The sequence below is a fragment of the Sphingobacterium sp. JB170 genome (assembly GCF_900163865.1).
In the GTDB taxonomy this organism is placed as follows: domain Bacteria; phylum Bacteroidota; class Bacteroidia; order Sphingobacteriales; family Sphingobacteriaceae; genus Sphingobacterium.
This window is the reverse complement of the sequence record NZ_FUKU01000014.1, coordinates 119,473-140,062: the sequence shown is the minus strand read 5'-3', so window position 1 is coordinate 140,062 and position 20,590 is coordinate 119,473. Positions and strand designations below refer to the sequence as shown.

The window sequence follows — 20,590 nt, the reverse complement described above, 5'->3', positions numbered from 1 at the left end:
GGTTGCGGCCAACCGGCCATCCCCTAAAGATGACAAAAAAAAGCAAAACTTTAGGTAAATACTCTTAAAACATGTTAAAATTCCATTTTTGCCGTAAACTCGTTACGCGCAAAGCGACCGAATAAATATGAAATACTTTTTTTATTACAATATATTACCGTACCTTTGCAATCCTAATTGTATTGATTACAAGAGGATAAAAGATTTATTAATTAATTAAATAAAAGCAAGTGAATACGTTAAGTTACAAAACTGTCTCTGCCAACAAGAACACCGTCAACAAAGAGTGGATTGTTGTTGACGCTGAAGGAGAGATTTTGGGGCGCTTGGCAAGTAAAATTGCGAAAGTAATTCGTGGTAAGCACAAGCCTACATTCACCCCACACGTAGACTGTGGAGATAACGTAATTGTTATCAACGCAGACAAAATTAAATTGACAGGAAACAAGTTAGGCGATAAAGTCTACGTTCGCTACACGGGCTACCCAGGTGGTCAGCGTTTTGTTTCTCCAAAAGAATTATTGGCTAAACACCCAGAACGCATCGTTGAGAAAGCTGTACGTGGTATGCTTCCTAAAAATCGTTTAGGACGTCAATTATTCAAGAATCTCTATGTATATGCAGGAACAGAGCATAAACATGAAGCACAAAATCCAAAATCAGTTAAATTTTAAGGAGAGCAAACATGTCAACAACTAATACTTCGGGTAGAAGAAAAACCGCTGTTGCCCGCATTTACTTAACTGCTGGTAGCGGGAACATTATCGTAAACGGTAAAGATTATAAAGTATATTTCCCAACATTGCCATTGCAATACATCGTTACTCAGTCGACTGAAGTAGCGGGTGCTGCTGGAAATTTTGATGTGAAAGTTAACGTTCAAGGTGGTGGTGTCAAAGGACAGGCTGAAGCAGTACGTTTAGCAATTGCTAAAGCGTTAGTCGAACTAGACCCAGAAATAAAACCAGCTTTACGTGCAAAAGGGCTAGTGACTCGCGATGACCGTATGGTTGAGCGTAAGAAACCAGGACGCCGCAAAGCACGTAGAAAATTCCAATTCAGCAAGCGTTAATCAAAGGAGGATCAAAAAATGGCAAGAACAACTTATCAAGAATTATTGGATGCAGGTGTGCACTTTGGTCACCTTACACGTAAATGGGATCCGAAAATGTCTAAGTACATTTTCATGGAACGTAACGGTATCCACATCATCGACTTAAATAAAACACTTACGAAACTAGAAGAAGCTGCTGCAGCTATCAAACAAATCGTAAAATCAGGTCGTAAAGTATTATTCGTAGCAACGAAAAAACAAGCAAAAGAAATCATTGCTCAACAAGCACAAGACGTAAACATGCCTTTCGTAACCGAAAGATGGTTAGGTGGTATGCTTACAAACTTCGCTACCGTACGCAAGTCAATCAAAAAAATGTCGAACATCGACAAAATGCAGAAAGACGGCACGTACGATGTATTATCGAAGAAAGAGAAATTGATGATTCAACGCGAGCGTATCAAGTTAGAAAGCCTTTTAGGAGGTATCGCTGACTTAAACCGCTTACCAGCTGCTTTATTTATCATCGATGTGAAGAAAGAACACATCGCTGTAGCTGAAGCACAGAAATTGAGCATCCCTACTTTTGCAATGGTAGATACAAACTCTAACCCTACAAACATTGACTTCCCAATCCCAGCTAACGATGACGCTACAAAATCTATTAGCTTAATCGCTGCGATTATTGGAAAAGCAATTCAAGAAGGCTTGGAAGAACGTAAACGCGATAAAGAAGAAGAAGCTGAAAAAGAAGCTGTAGCTGCTAAAGTAGCAGTGGACACTGCTGAAGCAGCTCCTGAAGCTAACGCTGGAAAACGTCCCCGCAAAGCGAAAGACGGAGAATAATATTCTATATTAAACCGGATAAGCAAGTGTTAGTCTTTTTGAAGTTTATCTTCATGGGTCTACCGATGCCTTATCCGGTTTTTTGCTATTTAACAAAAGCTTAATATTCCACATCAAACAATAATGGTGTTGAATGAGTTTTTAAGATTGTATATAAAAAAAAGAAAATAAACATGTCAGTACAAATTTCTGCATCAGATGTAAATAAATTGCGTCAACAAACTGGCGCTGGTATGATGGATTGTAAAAAAGCGTTAGTAGAGGCTAATGGAGACTTTGAAGCCGCAGTCGACTACTTACGTAAAAAAGGAGCTAAAGTAGCTGCTAGCCGTCAAGACCGCGATTCTAACGAAGGTGTAATCATTGCGAAGTCAGCAGCCGATGGTAAATCTGGTATTGTTGTTGAAGTCAACTGTGAAACTGATTTCGTTGCGATCAATGCGGATTTCGTCGCTTTCGCTCAAAAAATTGCGGATGTCGCTTTAACAGAAAAACCAGCATCTTTAGAAGCTCTTAAAGCATTAACGCTTGATGGTAAAGTAATCGCTGACGCGTTAATCGAACAAACAGGGATTATCGGAGAAAAAATTGACGTCTCCAAGTACGAAGTTGCAACTGCAGATAAGGTAATTGCTTACATCCACGGAAACTACCGTTTAGGTGTATTAGTAGGGCTTTCAGCCGATGCTGAAGGAGCGAACGAAGCGGGAAAAGATGTTGCTATGCAGATTGCTGCTATGAACCCAATTGCTATCGATAAAGATGGTATTGATCAGAGCACCATCGATCGCGAAATCGCGATTGCTAAAGAGCAAATCATTGCAGAAGGTAAACCAGCTGAAATGGCAGAAAAAATTGCACAAGGAAAATTAAACAAATTCTACAAAGACACAACTTTGTTAAACCAAGAGTTTGTTAAAGATTCCTCGAAAAACATCGCTCAATTCTTAGACTCTGTATCTAAAGGTTTGACCGTTACTGTTTTCAAACGTGTTCAATTAGGCGCTTAATCTCGTCTGATCGTAAATATTCGGGAAACTAACTTCCCCGTAAAAGCCTCGTCCTTTGTGGACGAGGCTTTTTTTAGTGGCCATCAGCCCGATTCGATATTCGTACTCGTCGCATTTACAATAGTTTTGTTAAATTTGAATACCGAAATTCTCAAAATGAAACAACTAACAATTTATAACATACTGATCTGCCTACTGTGCTCCTCCATTTCTAATCTCGCCGCTCAACAAATTATTCCCGCACAAGAATTGACAATACAAGGGAGAGTGTTTCAGGACAGCCCACATTTTCACCGCGTAGACACGGCAAAATACAATACCTTACCCAGTCGAGTGAAAACATTACTAACCAACGCACCGGGCATGTATACCAGCTTTCGTAGCAATACGAAGAAGCTCGCCATAAATTGGACTACCAAAGATGCAAAGCTCGGAAATAACTCGACGGCAATTATGTCCCGAGGATTCGATGTGTATGTCAAAGAACCCCAAGGCTGGCAATTCGCTGGCGCGGCACGCCCGAGTCTGACAAGCCCATCAAGCAAGTTTCCCATCATCGAGGAAATGGACGATCGGGAAAAAGAATTTTTACTTTATTTCCCCCTCTATAAAGAATTAATAACCTTCGAACTTGAAATTGACCAAGAAGCTTCCTTTAGCCCCACCACACAACAATTTAATACGAAAATAGTAATCTACGGTTCGAGCATTGTACACGGAGCGTCTGCTAGCCGTCCGGGACTTGCCTATCCGGCGCAATTAGCACGTAAACTAAATGCGGAGGTAATCAATCTTGGCGTTAGCGGTAATGCAAAAATGGAACTTTCGTTGGCGCAGATGATCAACGAGATAACAAGTGTAGACCTGATTATTATGGACTGTGTCCCAAATAGTTCGCCTGAGCAGGTCACTGAACGTACATTCGCCTTTGTAAAAGAACTTCGTAAGAAGCATCCCAATACCCCAATCTTGATGATCGAGAGTATCAACCGAGAAATCAGTAACTACAATTTAAAGTGGCAGAAACGGTTGCTAGAGCAAAACGGTAATTTCAAAAAAGAATACACCCGGCTTCTAGCGAGTGGTGAAAAGAACCTTTATTACATCCCGGCCGACGATTTAATCGGTCACGATTCCGAAGGAACCGTAGATGGCACACATCCTACCGATGTAGGATTTTCTCGGATGATTGATATTATAGCGCCGAAAATAAAAGAAATCCTAGAAAATATATAACTGGTATTTAAAAAATTAAACCCGCTAATTTTCGATCATAAATGAGGATATCAGATCGTTCCGGTAAACTGAAAGATGACAATCAGCTTTTAAAAAAATTTCAAAAAGAAGGTGATCTTAACGTACTTGGTGAACTTTTTGCTAAACATAGCGAGATGGTTTATTATGTTTGTTTACGCTATTTTAATGAGGTAGAGCGTAGCAAAGATGCAACGATGCAGATTTTTGAACTACTGATCACCAAAATAAACAAACAGGACATTCGCGATTTTCCAAAATGGTTGTACGTCGTGAGTAAGAACCATTGTTTAATGGCATTACGCGCAACGAAAAATAAAATGGAAATGTTGACTTCTGATTTTGTGGAATTTTCTGCTTTAACGCATCCAGAAGATACAAACGAAGAACGAGAAGAAGTACTCACGTTGCTTGAAGATTGTATAAGCAAGCTCCCGGAGAAGCAAAAGGTGAGCATCAATTTATTTTTCCTTAAACAGAAGTGTTACAAAGAAGTCACCGAAATAACGGGATATAACCTCAAAGAAGTAAAAAGCTTCATCCAAAATGGAAAAAGGAACTTAAAAATATGTATCGATAGAAATGGAAAATCAACGCTTTGATATAGCCCATATTCGCAAATACGTAAATGGAGAACTTTCCGCAGGGGAGATGTATGCATTAGAGCGTGCGTCGCATGATGACGAAATGCTTATGGACTTAATTCTCGGGATTCAAGCTGAACACGCCAACAAACCTTCGTTCGATCGCCAAGGCATTCTTCAACGAATTGATGATCGCGCAGCGGCCAGTACCCCTAGAAAAATCAGATTTCTAAGACCGCTATCTATCGCCGCAACTATTGCGCTCGTTATTGGAGTGGGGTATTATTTTATGGCCGACCGGCAGCAAATTTTAGTTGAGCACAAGCTCAGCCACGTGGAACCGGCTGCGCCTCTGCCAAGAGATGCTGCCGACAGCACAGGTACAGCGGAAATAAAAGAAGAAGTTTCCATCATGCCCGATGAGCAAACAATTGCCGTGCAGCAAAGATCTACGAACAGAAAAAAGAAAAAAACTCAAGTTGCCGAAAAAAAAGAAGTTAAAGACCTTCCGCGAATCACCATCAACGAGACTGTACCTGGTATCGGGGACGATAACCTTCACGGTATCGCAGCGAAAAAAGACTCACAACGACTGGCAATGCGTGAGGAGCCAGTCAATCACTCGCCAATCATCGAGATTCACACCAATCGAGAGAGTGCGCTGGCAACAAATGCACGTGTAAACGCAAGAAAATCCCATATAGCCGATACACTCGAAGAAAACATCTATGGATTTACAACGCCCCCGTCCTCTATCTCAGCGCCTTATTCGATCTCCCAAGTATCATCACAAACCGAGATCGCACGTACACGACAACAGGTTGATGGCCAGCTAGCGGAGGAAAGCCTAGAGAAGGCCGATCAAATAAATGAAAGCAATCATACTCCAGTGATACCACCACGACGTTCCGAACCGATTATCGGTTGGAACTCGTATCACGATTACTTAAAAAAAGCTACTGCGGAATACCCCAATAGCAATGGAAGTGTAACTGTTTCCATCGAGATCAATAACAATGGTCTTCCAGAACACATTCAAGTGCTCCAATCGAGCTCCGATACGCTATCTAACCTTGCTATTTCGATAATTAAACAGGGGCCGCGGTGGGTAAAGGGGCGTAAGTACACAGACGCAAAATTTAAAATCGACTTTAATAATTAAAATCGACCCGCACGAGTTTCAAAACCGATACAAATTTCTTATTTTGCTACTGACTAGTGCGGACAAATGAAATACAAACAAATCAATAACAATTCGATCAATCAGGTAATGCTAATCATTATCATTATACTGATTAGTATTTTGGTTTTCAAGAACCTGATATATTACCTCCCGGGTTTTCTCGGTGCGATCACGCTCTATATTTTATTTCGAGGATCGTATCTCAAGCTGACTGAAACACGTCGGTGGAGCAAAGTGCTAACAAGCATACTCTACATTTTGCTTTCCATCGTATTTATTATCCTACCGCTATGGGCACTGATTGATTACATGGTACCACAGATCAATGAATTCCTTTCGAACAAAACTGAAATAATCGCTAAATTCAATGCCTTAAAAGTATTCATGAGTGACAAACCGTTATTAAAGGATATCGATATGTCTGACTCGGCACTGTTAAACTTTATGCAACGCTCAACGCGTTACTTACCAAACATCATTAATTCTGTGGCGGAGGTTATGGTTAATATCGTCGTTGCGTTCTTCGTGCTATTTTTTATGCAGATCCATTCCAAAAAAATGGAAACAACATTATACAAGTCCATACCATTCAGCAAAACCAGTAAAGGCGAAATTTGGGACGAAGTTAATTTAATGATTCGCTCCAATGCTATTGGCATACCAATTTTGGGGTTTTGTCAAGGGGTGGTTGCTATGATTGGATATTGGATTTTCGGTATTGATAATTTCATTCTTTTGGGTCTATTGACCGGAATATCTTCGGTAATACCCATATTAGGTACGATGACCATTTATATCCCTGTATCGGTCATCACGCTCGCCACGGGTGATACGGGAAATGCAATAGGATTATTTATATATTGTTTATTACTCGTTGGGGGGATTGATAATATCCTTCGGTTTACGATTCTCAAAACAATCGGCAATGTTCCGCCTATGATTACCGTATTCGGCGTGCTATTAGGACTTAACTTGTTTGGCATGTTGGGACTTATTTTTGGTCCACTGATACTCTCCTCAATTGGTTTACTGATAAAAATTTATAGTAACGAGTATGGAAAGGGAATCGTCCATAATGTGATCGATCACCATGAACAGCATGCGAACGGTCATGATGACGACAGAGCACGTTAATAATTAATTCTATAGCAAGAAACAGATTTTAATATCCGGTGAGACATCCGAACTTTGGGTATGGATAAGCAACAAGATATCGTAAATTATAACCGTATAGCATCAGCCATCGAGTATGTGAAGGTAAACTTCCAGCTGCAACCAACGCTCGAGGATATTGCAAGTCATGTACACGTAAGTCCAACTCATTTCCAACGCATATTTCAAGACTGGGCCGGAACAAGCCCTAAGAAGTTCCTGCAGTACATCAGCCTGCAGCATGCAAAGAAGCTCTTAAAAGAACATCAAACGAGTCTGGCGGAGGCGACCTACCACACCGGTCTGTCAAGCACTAGCAGACTTCATGACCTATTTCTAAATATTGAAGGAATGAGCCCAGCAGAATATAAGCTGGCCGGGAAAGGACTGCAAATAAGTTATGGCTATTATCCGACTCCATTCGGCACCGCCCTTATTGCGTCAACACAGAAAGGAATCTGCATGGTAGCTTTCGAAGATGATGCTGCCGGTTCGCTCGCTACGTTACGAAAAAACTTCTCGTGTGCCGTGATACAAAAATACAACGACCCGGCGCACCTACCGGTTTTAGATTTTTTCGCCGGTGACTGGACGAATTTAAAGACGATAAAGCTACACCTCAGAGGGACAGCATTTCAATTAAAAGTATGGGAGGCATTGCTAAAGATTCCTATGGGGAAGTTAACGACCTATCAATACATAGCACGAGAGCTCGACAATGAAAATGCCGCTCGTGCTGTCGGCACAGCGATCGGCAATAATCCCATCGCTTTCCTAATCCCATGCCACCGTGTGATCCAATCCTCTGGACTGTTAGGTGGATACCGCTGGGGACTCACGCGAAAAACTGCTCTTATCGTATGGGAGAGTATGGTACTAAACAAGACGTCGAATGAATCTGTTTGATACATACCCGGATGGCAAAAAAAATTTGCTACCCTACGACGGTGAAGTTAATTATCATGGACCGATCTTCCCACCCCAGACTACCGATACGTATTATAACACGTTGCTCACGCAGTTAAATTGGAAACCCGATGAAGCTGTAATCTTCGGCAAACATATATTAACCAAACGAAAGGTCGCATGGTATGGTGACTTCCCTTTTGAATATACCTACTCGGGCATACAAAAAAAGGCACTAACTTGGCACCCCACACTCCTGGAGATAAAAGCGATAATCGAACGGATCTCGGGCGAACTGTTTAATTCCTGTCTCTGTAACTTATACGAGGAGGGCTCGCAAGGCATGGCTTGGCATAGTGATGGCGAAAAAGATCTAAAAAAACATGGCGTAATTGCTTCAGTAACTTTAGGGGCGGAACGAAAATTCGGTTTTAAACATAAAGGCAGTAAAGAGACGTTATACATGATACTCGAACACGGTAGTCTCTTGCTAATGAAAGGTGTAACCCAGGACCATTGGATGCACCGGCTCCCCCCAACCACAAAAGTTCACCAGCCCCGTATAAACCTCACCTTTCGAACAATCGAAAATCATTGATTATCAAAAAAATGTCACGGACGAACGGGTTTGTAAAGTAAGCATCACATTGCCCAAGCCCTGCGCTAAAATCCGACATTGTCGTCATTGTTTTTCGTAAATTACTAAAAATGAATATTATGGGCGTTTTAGAAAACAAAGTGGCAATCGTTACAGGTGGAGCATCGGGAATAGGAAAAGCGATCGTAGAAATATTCCTCGAAGAAGGTGCAAAAGTGGTTATTGCAGACATCAATGAAGAATTAGGTCTCGCGATGTTAGAGGAAAATTCCGAAGGCAACCTCGTATTCATTAAAGCAGACTCAGCTTCCACAGAAGACAGTGAGAAAATAGTGAGCGCAGCGGTAGAGAATTTTGGGGCGCTACACATTGCCGTCAACAATGCAGGGATTGGAGGTCCGTCCACGGACGTCGGGAATTACCCTCTCGATTTATGGAACAAAGTAATTGATATCAACTTAAATGGTGTGTTCTACGGTATGCATTTTCAATTGCCCGAGATGGAGAAGGTCGGCGGATCAATCATCAATATGGCATCAATACTGGGTGAAGTAGGGTTTGCAAACTCTTCGGCCTACGCAGCAGCAAAACATGGGGTTGTGGGACTGACAAAATCTACTGCTTGGGAATATGGTACGCGTGATGTTCGTATTAACGCGATCGGCCCAGGATTCATTAAAACACCAATGATCGACAACGAAATAAACGATGAAACTCAGCAATATTTAGCGTCACAACACGCACTTCAACGCCTTGGTAGCCCACGTGAAGTCGCTGAACTAGCGTTATGGTTGGCTTCGGAGAAATCGTCGTTCGCTACGGGAGGATATTACCCTATCGATGGCGGGTATTTAGCGAAATAACCTTAGAGGCTCCCATAGCTGGCTAACACTGGACAGCTATCGTTGGAAGAATGTATTTACGACGTAGGGATATTCGTGAAATCCTTACGTCAATACCTCCGCAACAACAAAATTGCTTCCACCAACAAAGATCATATCGTTTTTATGCGCTTTGATTTTCGCGGTGTGAAACGCTTCATGAACCGAATCATAAAAACATCCTACTAAATCGTACGCGGCAGCGTGCTCCATTAACTCCTTTGCCGGAAGGGCGCGAGATATTTCTGGGCTGCAGAAATAATAAATAGCGTCCTTTGGTAACTGGGGAAGCATATGGCTTAAATCCTTATCACGCATCGCCCCAATGACAACATGCAACGTAGCGTACGACGTAGCGTTTATATTATTCACTACCTCACGGATTCCATCTTCGTTATGTCCTGTATCACATATTATCAAAGGGTGTTGACCAATTTTTTGCCAGCGTCCGTGGATACCCGTATTTTCTACGACATGCGCTAGTCCGTCCCGTATATGGTCGTCTGAAATATCGATACCTTGTTTGCGTAATTGATCTACTGCTGTAAGCACACCGATCAAATTTTTCAGTTGATAAAGTCCACCAAGTTGCATCACCCACTGCGCGTGATGACCAACATTATCTTCGATCTCGACGGCTAATCCTTTCTCGGTGCGCTGAAAAGTATGTACACGTAATTCATCGGAAGCAAAACGCAGGGGAGCGTCAAGATCTTTCGCGCGTTGCTGAAAAACAGAGGCTACACGTTCATCGCGTTCGGAAACAACCACCGGTACGCCTGGCTTAATAATGCCCGCCTTCTCGTAGGCAATCTCCTGTACTGTATCGCCTAACATATTCATATGGTCCATACCTATATTGGTTATCAGTGAAAGCGTCGGTGTTATAATATTTGTGCTATCCAGCCGCCCTCCAAGTCCAACTTCAATGAGTGCGAAATCGACGTTCTCCCTCGCAAAATAGTCGAAAGCAAGCGCTACGGTGACTTCAAAGAACGAAGGTTTTATCGATTCAATAAGCGACAAATGCTGATTTACAAAATCAACAACATAATCTTTTGGGATCATGGCCCCATCAATACGCACACGCTCTCTAAAATCCACTAAATGTGGCGAGGTGTATAACCCCGTTTTAAACCCTGCGCTCGACAATATGGATGCCAAGCTATGGGAGCTCGACCCTTTACCGTTGGTACCGGCAACATGAATAGACTTAAAACGATCATGCGGAAAGCCCAGCGCAGCGCACAAACGCGAAATGTTGCCTATGTCGGTTTTAAACGCACTGGCACCGTCACGCGTGAACATCGGAAGGCGAGCGTACAGATAATTGATGATTTCCTCGAAGGTTTGCATATTGTAATAATGATATTAACGCCAAAAACGGTGTACCTACGTTAATAGAACGTCGAAACACCGTTTTGAAATTATTTTAATGATTAGCGGTAAACTTAGCGTAATTTAAAATTAAAAACGATTACACCGGTTTGCGAATTGGGTGCATTTGGCAATTCATTTAGACGCGCCCCCATAACAGCACGTTCACATTTTTCCATCAGCGTTCGACTAGAAATAGTCGTCCCCTTCACCCCGGCACGCGCGTAGGTAACGACACCGCTCTTATTCACTTTGAATTCCACAGCCACTCGGCCAGCTTGCTGACCATTATCCTCGATTTTAGGCGGAACCTCAAAACGCCTGTTCGCAATAGACAGCATCATATCACCATCACCCGAACCGCCTTCACCGTAATTACTTGCCAGAGGATCCCCTAAATTACTTCCTTGGTTTCCGGCTGTCGAACCTGTGCCGTCTCCGGTGCCAGTGGAGTTGTTTTTCTTACCTTTATAAAGTGCGTTGGGATTGACGGCTGGTTTGGCATCCTTTTTTTCCGCCGTCGCCACGGGCGCGTTCGCTTCAACCGGTTTCTCCTTTTTTGGAACCGCAGGCGCATCTTCCATATCTTGTGTTGCTACAACCTTATCGGCCACTTGTTGCGCCGGAGTAGGCGTAGGTGTTGTTTCTGGATCGATCTTGTCTGGTCGAACGCTATTTGCTTGCTCATCCATTGAAGGTTCATCCACACTCATATAATCGTCCCCCATCCCCTCTTCAGCGGTACCGTAATTCACGATAATTCCTCCCATACCGTACTGGGGGATATCGCTACTGAATACTACAAAAAATCCTATTAGCGCGAGCACTGCCATTACCGCTGTTGACAGTCCCAATGCCTTGGGCATATTGTTTTCCTCTTGCGATTGATAATACATGCTCATAATCTATTTTTTTACCCTAGGCCGGAAACGACACATGCCCTTTTCCTTCCTCAGGATTTGAATTACTCTTTTACCGGTTCTGTGGCCAATACCAGCTTCACCTTATTTCTATTAGCAATATCCATAACGGAAATAACATTCTGAATAGGAACTGTACTGTCCGCGTAAAGCATGATGGTAAGTTCCTCTCCATTGATTATCTGTGACTGTATCAACGGCTCCATCTGATCCAAACTAACGACCTGTTTATCGAAATGATATATTAGATCCGACGTAATCGAAACGGTTACTGTCTTTTTAGCAACTGACTGCTCGCCGGCGCTTGATTTCGGTAACAGTAGCTTTACTACTTGCGGGTTGGATACGGCCGAAGCTAACAGGAAAAACAACATTAGGAAAAACATAATGTCGTTTAGTGCCGAAGTTTGCACCTCTGCGCTGGGCTTATGTCGTCTATTTCTTAAATTCATTGAATTTTAATCCTAAAGGTTTACTATTGAACTCCCGGTTCATCTAACAAGTCGATAAACTCTACAGCATCGGTTTCCATCCGTAAGATGAGTCGCTCGACCATCATATTAAGAATATGGTAACCAATATATGCTAAGATACCAACGGTCAATCCGCTTGCCGACGAAATCATTTTTACATATAATCCACCCGATACCGTACCGATATCGATTCCCCCAGCAATCTCCACTTCGCGGAAAATTTGGATTACACCAAATATCGTTCCCACGAAACCTAGCATAGGTGCAATACCCGCTACAATCCCAAGGATATTTATATTTTTTTCTAATTTAGAAACCTCTAATTTACCCGCATTCTCTATTGAACCTTCAATATCTTTAATAGGACGCCCTACACGTAAGAGCCCCTTTTGAAGCATGCGCGATAAAGCGGAGTTGCTAGAGCGGCAAACAGCGATAGCAGCATCCAAGCGGCCCGACATCACATTACTTTTTATTTGTGAAAGCAAACCCGTATCGGCTCTCGACGCTTTACGAATCGTGAGGTAACGTTCAAAAAAGATTACCAGACCTAAAAACAAAAGGAAAATGATCGGAATCATAATCCATCCTCCTCGCATCAACATTTCAATTAAGCTTAAATTGTCTTGTGCCGGAGCTAAATCAATCACCTGCTGCGGAACCGAATTCAATGTATCCACCGTTAAATTTTCTTGCATAAATGCCATAGTCTTATTTCGTGTTTTTTAATTTTTATTTATCGCGTAATTTTATCAGGCCATGCATCCTTAATGATGTGTCTTTGCACATAAACTAAAGCCGAGTCAAGTTGCGCCTTGGTTTCGTAGGAATCCCAAATTACCTTTTTTCTATTTTTTGCTAGATTACTTGGCACCACGCGCACTTTGGGAAACCCTGCTTTGTTGTAGGATTCCGCCTGTTCGTAAGCTTGCGCCAATGTTCGATGCGAACCAATCACAATTTGCCATGTATGACCGTCAGGAATCAAAACGTCCTTGGCACTCCTCGTCGAAGTATCAACTTGAGCAAGGCTATCCACCGGCACTACTGCCGCCATCGAATCGTGAGCGGCTATATCGGTGGACTGCTCTAACGGACTCGCTGTACTATCGGTACGTGCAGACTCCGTCGATGTATTTTGATTCCTAACGAATAAAAATACCAAAATAGCTACAGCAGCAATCGCGAGCAAAACATACCAAATCGTATTGTTAGAAGATCGTTCATCGTATTCTTCTGCTTCGGTATCCGTATCGTCCGCATCAATTGAATCTTGATTATCCGCAGCTGTGAAAGCGACTACTTGTTCCTCTTGCGCCGGCTCCACGGTTACGTCCGCACTATTAATTGCTGGATCGGTGACCTTTGGCATTTCTTCCACAAGACCGTCAAGCGCCGCTACAGGTTCGTAATTAAACCCGGAGAGATCCAATGCTTTAAACACATAACCTTCACCGTAACTTACTAAATAGCCTAAATCATCAAGCTTTACTTGGCCTTGATCCTTGACTTTTTCCAATAGTTCATCCACTATTTGCTGAACTTCCCTTTTGGCATCAGACCGATCGATTTCTTCGAGTTGTTGGATATAGCTAACAAAATCGTATCCTGTTTCGCTATTACCTTCGAAGTCAATATAATCAATGGGAGGAAGATAAACGTTTCGCTTTTCATCAAAAGTCGATGGTGTATGATTCCTTTTAAAGGTCCCTAATCCATTGACGTAGACTTCAGACTGTCTTTTAAGTAAATTATAAACGCTCTTCCCTAAGTTCATCCCAATTCTTTAATTAACTGCAAAGTTAAAACCTTCTGCGTTTAAAATGAAAAATTTAAACCACCTATAATATTAAAACCTAATTTAGGATAATAAAGATAAGTTTCGTATTCCTTATTGAATAGATTGTTTGCCTTTACAAACAAACCGAGCTGCTTGGTCGCCTTATATTCTGCACCAGCACTCACATCCACGAAAGATGGAATTTCGGCTTTGCTATACGTTTGCTGGTTTCCCAAATCACTCATTGGGTCATCCCAATCTTTCGCATACGCTTTCCCGTGGAACAAAGCCTCGGCATCGATATATAGTTTTTCAGAAATATTGAACCTTGCGTTTGCCGCTAGACGTAACTTCGGCATATGCCAAGCCTCTTCTTGTTGGGCCATCGTGTATTCATCAATGTTTAACCGGCCGCCTAAATTCACAATTTCCGATAACCTTACATTAATTTCCCCTTCGATTCCAAAATGTTTTACCGCCTCGTCTCCATCGCCATCATACACCAAATCAAATTGGAATGGTCTATCTGCATTATTCACAAATAGCGGCAGACCTTCTAATTGACGATAAATCGCTTTCACCTTATAGCCAAAGGTTGCCCCGGCATTCCCTTTGATACCACCGTAAAAATTTATTCTTTCAACAGTATTCTGTATCGCTAAATTCGGTCCTAAAAATGGATTTTCCCTGGCAAAGTCTCGGTATGATGCTTTACGAACACCGCCATTCACTCCCCCGAAAATATGGAAATACTCCGGTGCAAGTGCAAAGTCAACTTCCGCGGATGGGAAAATATTAAAACTTGAGCTATCACCAAACTCAGGAACAAAATTAGCGCCCAATGTTACCGCGTAGTTATCACCCTTGAACCGGATATAAGGGTTCAAATTTGCGAAGGAATTTTTTGTTGTATTCCCGCCCGGTGCGTTAGTTCCTTTGACGTTATTAATATCTACCGCGACATTCGCTCCAATATTAAATGCACGCACTCTTTTATTTAAATAACCAGATAGTGCAACAGACGTTTCTTTGCCGTCATATTTATCACCAAAGGAATACGCGTCAATCTTTGCGGAGAAACTCGTGGCATTTTCGTTTTCAGGGTCATAATTGCTAGTCAACTCTCCTGTAAAGTAAATATCGTTAAAAGCTTGTTTCTCTGTTGAAGGATTAAGTAGCGTTACACCATCATCGGCATATGGTATACCGTAAAAGTTGGTGGCATAACGGTTATACCCAATCACCCCATCCACAGTAAATAGTGGTAAGATTCGACGTCCGAAAACACCAACTTCTTGCTTAGAAAATTTTTGGGCCTCCAAACTTCCTTTTTGGCTCAGATGTTTTACAAAACCACCTACACGAAGATCTTCATAGGCATCGTATGCAAAATAGCCCTCACCAAGTATTGTATTGAAATTTCCCAATCCGAATTTCACATAATTACTCGTTGGATCCGAGGTTATCGTAAACGGCGTCTCTTGGACGTTAAGTTCCTTCAATCCGGTATTTATATCCAGTTTTTTATCAGCTATATTCCCGTACGTGAGCTTGGGCATATAGCTACGCTTATTGGTCATGTCCGGGCTGCGACGAATCTTAACAGCATCGGCCAATAGTGGTTTATAATCACGAACGACATCAAAAGAATCGATAGTAACAGGCTTATCAGGCTCTGGATCTGTTTGCTGCGCGTAGACCTGAACACCTAGCCCCATAAACAACGCCACTATTGCGTAACTTTTAAAAACTGTTTTATGCAATTTCATCATTCTATCCTAATTCTTATTAATTCAATTTTTCCAAACGAGATTTCGCTTCTTCAAGCACGTCATCTTCTTGGTTTTCATAATTATCAATCACACTCTCAAGTGTTGATTTCGCTTGGAATTTATCGTCCTTACCTAGGTATGCATCGGCCATCATGATAAAACCTTTGGCAACCCAATAATCGTAAGAGGAAAATGTATCCGAGATATCCATAGCCGATTCAATTGCCTTGTCGTACTGCTTATCTTTTAATTGGAGTTCCCCTACGCGATAGCGCGCTTCAGCTCCAGTTACCGTATTGCTTTTCAATGCGGCTAAATTAAACTCTTTCGCTGCCTCGGCATCTTTGTTAGTCGCTTGGTAAGCCCTCCCAGAATAAAGATGCGCTAAGGCGATATCCTCTTCGGAAGATTTCTCGTACTCCTTAACCAATTTCGCGTAATTCTGCGTTTCTACATGGTCTCCAATATGATAGAAACTTACCAGCAAATTATTTATTGCAAAACCGTAATTGGCTTTATACTCGGAAGTTAATTCGAGTTTACGTAACACCTGTACGGCCTCGTTGTATGCTTTCTTTTTCAGATGCAACCGGGCAACACTGATTAAGGTTTGTTCAGTATAGGCGCTTGTCCAGTCGTTCATGATAATATTAAAATCATGTAACGCTTCGTCGTCCTGTCCAAGTTGTGCATAGCTTTCTCCACGAATGAATCGTGCATGTTTTTCGTGAATGGGTTTTGAAAACTTGTCAAAATAAGCGTTCACTGCTTCAACGGCTCCTTGATAGTTTGCACGATCAAATAATGTTCTAGCAACACTAAAAGTATGTCCATCTTGCTCGGCATTGGTAAGGTCCCCAATATTCGTGCTGGTGGCATAGCGAATATATCCTGTCGCGTCTCCTTTGTCCAAATAGATATTTTCAATCGAACGCATCGATTGCTTGGCCTCATCAGTAGTTGCATACTGATCTACAACACGTTGAAATGTTTTCAAAGCGGCATCGTTGTCGTCCTTGTTATATTGTACCAATCCAATCGTTACCAATGCACGTGGTACGTAACTACTACGCGGGTAGGCCTCAATCATCAATTGCAGTCCAGAAATTGCACGGTCGTAATCGCCCATCAAGAAATAAGTGTACGGCACTTCAAAAGCGACGTCATCGGCGTAGTTGGATTTAGGAAACTGCTCCACCACGGAATTTAAGAGCGAAATCTTCCCATTATTATCACCCTGCAATCCTTGAATGATTCCGCGTTGAAATAACGCGTAATCTTGGCTCGGCGCCTTGGAACTTATCAGGCGGTTGTAATACGATAACGCCCGGCCATAGTTCTTCATTCCAAAGTACGAATCAGCCAGTCTGGCAATAGCGTCATTACGGGTATTAATCTCAATACCTTCTTTACCGCCTGTAGCTAGAAAACGCTCGAAATAATTAGCTGCCGTTGTATAACGGTCATTCCGAAAAGCGGCATAGGCCAAAGCGTAATTGGCATAACTATAAACGTCTGTTTTTCTTGATGCTGGAAGCTGCATAAACTTATTAAAATTTGCTACGGCCTCACCATATTTACGAACTTCATACATGGCTTCCGCTTTCCAGTATAATGAAAGCGCGTAAATCTCCTCATCGTGGCGATTAGCCTCGGATCGGATAAACATTGATATCGCATTTTCGAACGCTCTTTCATTGTAAAATTCTAAACCACGATAGTAGGTCACTTTTTGATAAGCCGCGTTCGCTTGGGGACCGCGTTTGTTGATGCCCTCGAGAATATCGACCGCTGCGCGATAATTCTTGGTACTCAACAACACTTCGGCTAATAATGTTTTCGCCTCTTCTTGTCGCGTCGAATTTGGGTAGGTTTCCAAATATTCTTGGACCGATTCAAGCGCCACTTGATGAAATTCTAATTCATATGATAGTTTCCCGTAATTAAACAATCCCTCTTCCTTTAGTTCTGGATCGAAATCTAATTTTGAGGCTCTAAAGAAAGCGCTACGCGCACTTTGCTTGTTGCCCTCTTTTAAAAACGATTCACCCAGCGTGATCATCGCACTTTGATAATACGCATCCGGTTCGGTTAGTTTTTCTAGTTCCTGTATCGCTTTGGGATAATCTTCTAAGGTATATGCAATGTACCCGATTTGGTAACTATCTTGATTATTTTGTGTCTTGCCCTGGTCTTTTGCTTGGAATTTATCGTAATAGTCTTTCGATTTCTGCAAATCCCCTTTTATAAAATAGGTTGCCGCTACGATACGAAAAAGTTCGGTTTCATTCTCCTGCTTCGTGCGGTCTAAAACCGGCAAGGCGTAAGCTAATACTTCGTCGTACCGCTTGTCCAAGAAATATAACGCAGTGATGTAATAAGGGTAACTATTTTCATAGGCCTTTGATCCATCTAACCGTTCAAATTCATTTAAAGCCGTCTTATATTCCGCATCCAGGTAACATAAATAAGCGTAATAGTATATCGATGCTTCTTGGTACTGTCCGCTATCGTCTTTTAAACGTTCAAAGAGTGGTTTTGCAGATTTGTAATCCCCAGTCATAAACTGTGCATAACCAAGCTTGAAGCGGTACTCCGTGTTTTCAGCTCCCGCAAGATTTTTGCTATCGATTTTTTGGAACCACTCAATGGCTTTCGTATAGTCCTCTTTAGCGTAATAGGATTTTCCAATTTGAAAATAAGCTGCTTTGGAATTTGCACTCGCTGGATAATCTTTGATATATTTTAAAAAGCGTGTCTCGGCATTGGAATCGCCTAGCTCGAGGGCACAGATTGCTTGATAAAAACGGACATTTTCTTTAACTAAGGTAAGCTCTTCTGTTTCATCGAGCTGAAGAGTCGATTTCGTTCGTATCTCCTCCACACGGTCAAATTGTTTGGCAGCCGAACTATATTTCCCTCTTTCAAACAATTCCATACCTGACTTATATGCATTGTTTATTTTCTGCCATGCCGTTTCCTGTGCAAACGACGTTGACGCCATCAAACTCAACGCCACACCTACACCATAAATTTTTTTATTCATACTGATGATTATTCAACAACTAAATTATCGTGTTAAAAATGAAGTTTGCTCCAAAAAAGCACATAGCTTCAGGGTACTAAATTAGAACTAATGCTTTAAGTTTTCCGCAAAAGTTGTTAACACCTGTTGGTAACTGACTATTATAACGAACATTTTACCAAAAAAAGTGCCTAACTTCTAAAAGTCAGGCAATATTAGTTTTTTATTCCCAGAAACGCTAAATCAACCCCGGTGCCCGGCTAACAAATAGAGTACAGCCATGCGAACTGCAACACCATTTTCTACCTGATCTAGGATGATGGAATGTTTACTATCCGCTACATCCGTTGAAATTTCCACGCCACGATTGATCGGCCCCGGGTGCATGATTGTAATTTCTTTATCCAAGCTGTCCAAAATCTTTTTGTCGACCCCGTAAAGCATTGTATACTCCCGTAGAGAAGGAAAATAAGCAATATCTTGCCGCTCTAATTGTATCCGTAGCATATTAGCCACATCACACCAATTGAGTGCTTTTCGTAAGTCATGCTCCACTCGGACGCCTAAAGACGTAATGAATTTTGGGATAAGGGTTGTTGGCCCGCATACCATGACTTCTGCGCCTAATTTTTGAAGGCATAGGATATTGGAGAGTGCAACTCGAGAATGTAAAATATCTCCAATGATGGCTACTTTTCGTCCCGCTACATCGCCGAAGCGCTCGCGTATCGAGAAAGAATCTAACAGGGCCTGCGTAGGGTGTTCGTGTGCGCCATCGCCTGCGTTGACAATTTGCGCATCGATATGCTTGCTTAAGAAAACTCCCGCTCCCGCATATGGATGACGCATGACAATCATATCCACTTTCATCGCTAGGATATTATTGACTGTATCGATTAACGTTTCTCCTTTACTGACCGATGACGAGGATGCGGCAAAATTAACGATATCTGCCGAAAGACGTTTTTCGGCCAGTTCGAACGACAAGCGCGTACGGGTTGAATTTTCAAAAAACACATTTGCAATAGTGATATCACGCAATGAAGGAACTTTCTTTATTGGACGATTAAGCACTTCTTTAAAGTTTGCCGCCGTATCGAGAATTAGCTGGATATCATTTTCATTCAAATCTTTAATCCCTAATAGGTGTCGTGTACTTAGCTGCTCGGTGGTTGTTGACATTTTAAGTAGGTTTTACTAGCGCTTCTATTTCTTTTCCGTTACTAGCACGATGCTATCCTTATTGTCGATCTCCTTCCAGCTAACGATAACTTTCTGCGAATCGATAGAATCAACCTGCATACCGATATAGTCCGGCTGAATAGGTATCTGTCTGGAAAATCGGCGATCGACTAAAACCAATAATTCCATTTTCTCACACCGGCCGAATGACTGCATAGCATCCATCGCCGAGCGTATCGTACGGCCTGTCCAAAGAACATCATCGATTAGAATGACATCCTTACCGTCGACGATAAAGTCGATTTCCGTACTGTTCGCTGCAAGTGGATTAGCGCCTTTCATTCGAAAATCGTCGCGATAGAAAGTGATATCCAAAACCCCCAAGGCAACATCCTTGCCGGTCATGGCTATAATTTCTTTTTGAATACGTTTTGCTAAATAGGTACCGCGAGGTTGAATTCCGATTAAAACGGCGTTGGAAAAATCGCCGTGATTTTCAATCAATTGTTGACAAAGTCGTTTGATTGTAATCTGAAATTTGGCTCCTTCTAATAAAATCGATTGTTTCATTATGGGGTTGTTTGGGCAAACTT

20 protein-coding genes are annotated in these 20,590 nt (G+C 42.0%); 11 read left to right on the top strand and 9 right to left on the bottom strand.

All coding sequences use genetic code 11. The features are described 5' to 3' along the window. Positions 1-230 precede the first annotated feature (230 nt). The 11 genes from rplM to FM107_RS04445 all read left to right on the top strand — a co-directional run bounded on the left by rplM (position 231) and on the right by FM107_RS04445 (position 9,450). Positions 231-674 carry a 50S ribosomal protein L13 gene (rplM, locus tag FM107_RS04495; protein WP_086947328.1) on the top strand — a complete coding sequence of 148 codons (444 nt, stop codon included), beginning with the start codon at positions 231-233 and terminating at the stop codon, positions 672-674. An 11-nt stretch (positions 675-685) separates the two neighbouring features. Next, the gene (gene rpsI, locus FM107_RS04490) at positions 686-1,072 is read left to right on the top strand and encodes a 30S ribosomal protein S9 (protein WP_086947327.1); all 387 of its coding nucleotides are present in this window, start codon (positions 686-688) and stop codon (positions 1,070-1,072) included. 18 nt (positions 1,073-1,090) lie between these two features. Further along, positions 1,091-1,900, top strand: a complete 810-nt coding sequence (gene rpsB, locus FM107_RS04485; RefSeq protein ID WP_086947326.1) for a 30S ribosomal protein S2 — start codon at positions 1,091-1,093, stop codon at positions 1,898-1,900. Positions 1,901-2,073: 173 nt separating this feature from the next. After that, positions 2,074-2,910, top strand: a complete 837-nt coding sequence (tsf, locus tag FM107_RS04480) for a translation elongation factor Ts (protein WP_086947325.1) — start codon at positions 2,074-2,076, stop codon at positions 2,908-2,910. 156 nt (positions 2,911-3,066) lie between these two features. Then, positions 3,067-4,146 (top strand): SGNH/GDSL hydrolase family protein, encoded by a 1,080-nt coding sequence (locus tag FM107_RS04475; protein WP_086947324.1) that lies wholly within the window; start codon positions 3,067-3,069, stop codon positions 4,144-4,146. A 41-nt stretch (positions 4,147-4,187) separates the two neighbouring features. After that, positions 4,188-4,766 (top strand): RNA polymerase sigma factor, encoded by a 579-nt coding sequence (locus tag FM107_RS04470; RefSeq protein WP_086947323.1) that lies wholly within the window; start codon positions 4,188-4,190, stop codon positions 4,764-4,766. Beyond that, the gene (locus tag FM107_RS04465; protein WP_086947322.1) at positions 4,747-5,910 is read left to right on the top strand and encodes an energy transducer TonB; all 1,164 of its coding nucleotides are present in this window, start codon (positions 4,747-4,749) and stop codon (positions 5,908-5,910) included. The genes FM107_RS04470 and FM107_RS04465 overlap by 20 nt, the downstream gene beginning before the upstream one ends. A 66-nt stretch (positions 5,911-5,976) precedes the next feature. Continuing rightward, positions 5,977-7,065 (top strand): AI-2E family transporter, encoded by a 1,089-nt coding sequence (locus tag FM107_RS04460; protein WP_086947321.1) that lies wholly within the window; start codon positions 5,977-5,979, stop codon positions 7,063-7,065. A 60-nt stretch (positions 7,066-7,125) separates the two neighbouring features. After that, positions 7,126-7,989 (top strand): methylated-DNA--[protein]-cysteine S-methyltransferase, encoded by an 864-nt coding sequence (locus FM107_RS04455; protein ID WP_086947320.1) that lies wholly within the window; start codon positions 7,126-7,128, stop codon positions 7,987-7,989. After that, positions 7,976-8,587 (top strand): alpha-ketoglutarate-dependent dioxygenase AlkB, encoded by a 612-nt coding sequence (locus tag FM107_RS04450; protein WP_086947319.1) that lies wholly within the window; start codon positions 7,976-7,978, stop codon positions 8,585-8,587. The genes FM107_RS04455 and FM107_RS04450 overlap by 14 nt, the downstream gene beginning before the upstream one ends. Positions 8,588-8,706: 119 nt before the next feature. Continuing rightward, positions 8,707-9,450, top strand: a complete 744-nt coding sequence (locus FM107_RS04445; RefSeq protein WP_086947365.1) for an SDR family NAD(P)-dependent oxidoreductase — start codon at positions 8,707-8,709, stop codon at positions 9,448-9,450. A gap of 84 nt (positions 9,451-9,534) precedes the next feature. On the opposite strand, the gene FM107_RS04440 is transcribed toward FM107_RS04445, so the two are convergent. From FM107_RS04440 to pyrR, 9 genes are all read right to left on the bottom strand, one after another. Continuing rightward, positions 9,535-10,824 carry a folylpolyglutamate synthase/dihydrofolate synthase family protein gene (locus FM107_RS04440; protein ID WP_086947318.1) on the bottom strand — a complete coding sequence of 430 codons (1,290 nt, stop codon included), beginning with the start codon at positions 10,822-10,824 and terminating at the stop codon, positions 9,535-9,537. A gap of 95 nt (positions 10,825-10,919) precedes the next feature. Next, positions 10,920-11,747, bottom strand: coding sequence for an energy transducer TonB (locus tag FM107_RS04435; protein ID WP_306298628.1), 828 nt, complete (start codon positions 11,745-11,747; stop codon positions 10,920-10,922). Between the two features lie 62 nt (positions 11,748-11,809). Further along, entirely contained in the window at positions 11,810-12,217 is a 408-nt protein-coding gene (locus FM107_RS04430) for a biopolymer transporter ExbD (protein ID WP_086947316.1), read from the bottom strand. A gap of 23 nt (positions 12,218-12,240) precedes the next feature. After that, positions 12,241-12,945, bottom strand: a complete 705-nt coding sequence (locus FM107_RS04425) for a MotA/TolQ/ExbB proton channel family protein (protein ID WP_086947315.1) — start codon at positions 12,943-12,945, stop codon at positions 12,241-12,243. 29 nt (positions 12,946-12,974) lie between these two features. Next, positions 12,975-14,015 carry a hypothetical protein gene (locus FM107_RS04420; RefSeq protein WP_086947314.1) on the bottom strand — a complete coding sequence of 347 codons (1,041 nt, stop codon included), beginning with the start codon at positions 14,013-14,015 and terminating at the stop codon, positions 12,975-12,977. Positions 14,016-14,056: 41 nt separating this feature from the next. Then, positions 14,057-15,790: a TonB-dependent receptor gene (locus FM107_RS04415; RefSeq protein ID WP_086947313.1), complete on the bottom strand. Its 1,734-nt coding sequence runs from the start codon at positions 15,788-15,790 to the stop codon at positions 14,057-14,059. 16 nt (positions 15,791-15,806) lie between these two features. Beyond that, entirely contained in the window at positions 15,807-18,836 is a 3,030-nt protein-coding gene (locus FM107_RS04410; protein WP_086947312.1) for a tetratricopeptide repeat protein, read from the bottom strand. Positions 18,837-19,058: 222 nt separating this feature from the next. Further along, a complete protein-coding gene (locus tag FM107_RS04405) occupies positions 19,059-19,997 on the bottom strand; it encodes an aspartate carbamoyltransferase catalytic subunit (RefSeq protein WP_086947311.1) in 939 nt (312 codons plus the stop codon). A 24-nt stretch (positions 19,998-20,021) separates the two neighbouring features. Further along, the gene (gene pyrR, locus FM107_RS04400) at positions 20,022-20,567 is read right to left on the bottom strand and encodes a bifunctional pyr operon transcriptional regulator/uracil phosphoribosyltransferase PyrR (protein ID WP_086947310.1); all 546 of its coding nucleotides are present in this window, start codon (positions 20,565-20,567) and stop codon (positions 20,022-20,024) included. Between the last annotated feature and the right edge of the window lie 23 nt (positions 20,568-20,590).

Bases quoted from the DNA above. Each gene is read 5' to 3' on its own strand.
- rpsI (WP_086947327.1), top strand. From the start codon at position 686: ATGTCAACAACTAATACTTCGGGTAGAAGAAAAACCGCTGTTGCCCGC.
- rpsB (WP_086947326.1), top strand. From the start codon at position 1,091: ATGGCAAGAACAACTTATCAAGAATTATTGGATGCAGGTGTGCACTTT.
- tsf (WP_086947325.1), top strand. From the start codon at position 2,074: ATGTCAGTACAAATTTCTGCATCAGATGTAAATAAATTGCGTCAACAA.
- FM107_RS04475 (WP_086947324.1), top strand. From the start codon at position 3,067: ATGAAACAACTAACAATTTATAACATACTGATCTGCCTACTGTGCTCC.
- FM107_RS04470 (WP_086947323.1), top strand. From the start codon at position 4,188: ATGAGGATATCAGATCGTTCCGGTAAACTGAAAGATGACAATCAGCTT.
- FM107_RS04465 (WP_086947322.1), top strand. From the start codon at position 4,747: ATGGAAAATCAACGCTTTGATATAGCCCATATTCGCAAATACGTAAAT.
- FM107_RS04460 (WP_086947321.1), top strand. From the start codon at position 5,977: ATGAAATACAAACAAATCAATAACAATTCGATCAATCAGGTAATGCTA.
- FM107_RS04455 (WP_086947320.1), top strand. From the start codon at position 7,126: ATGGATAAGCAACAAGATATCGTAAATTATAACCGTATAGCATCAGCC.
- FM107_RS04450 (WP_086947319.1), top strand. From the start codon at position 7,976: ATGAATCTGTTTGATACATACCCGGATGGCAAAAAAAATTTGCTACCC.
- FM107_RS04445 (WP_086947365.1), top strand. From the start codon at position 8,707: ATGGGCGTTTTAGAAAACAAAGTGGCAATCGTTACAGGTGGAGCATCG.
- FM107_RS04440 (WP_086947318.1), bottom strand. From the start codon at position 10,824: ATGCAAACCTTCGAGGAAATCATCAATTATCTGTACGCTCGCCTTCCG.
- FM107_RS04435 (WP_306298628.1), bottom strand. From the start codon at position 11,747: ATGAGCATGTATTATCAATCGCAAGAGGAAAACAATATGCCCAAGGCA.
- FM107_RS04430 (WP_086947316.1), bottom strand. From the start codon at position 12,217: ATGAATTTAAGAAATAGACGACATAAGCCCAGCGCAGAGGTGCAAACT.
- FM107_RS04425 (WP_086947315.1), bottom strand. From the start codon at position 12,945: ATGGCATTTATGCAAGAAAATTTAACGGTGGATACATTGAATTCGGTT.
- FM107_RS04420 (WP_086947314.1), bottom strand. From the start codon at position 14,015: ATGAACTTAGGGAAGAGCGTTTATAATTTACTTAAAAGACAGTCTGAA.
- FM107_RS04415 (WP_086947313.1), bottom strand. From the start codon at position 15,790: ATGATGAAATTGCATAAAACAGTTTTTAAAAGTTACGCAATAGTGGCG.
- FM107_RS04410 (WP_086947312.1), bottom strand. From the start codon at position 18,836: ATGAATAAAAAAATTTATGGTGTAGGTGTGGCGTTGAGTTTGATGGCG.
- FM107_RS04405 (WP_086947311.1), bottom strand. From the start codon at position 19,997: ATGTCAACAACCACCGAGCAGCTAAGTACACGACACCTATTAGGGATT.
- pyrR (WP_086947310.1), bottom strand. From the start codon at position 20,567: ATGAAACAATCGATTTTATTAGAAGGAGCCAAATTTCAGATTACAATC.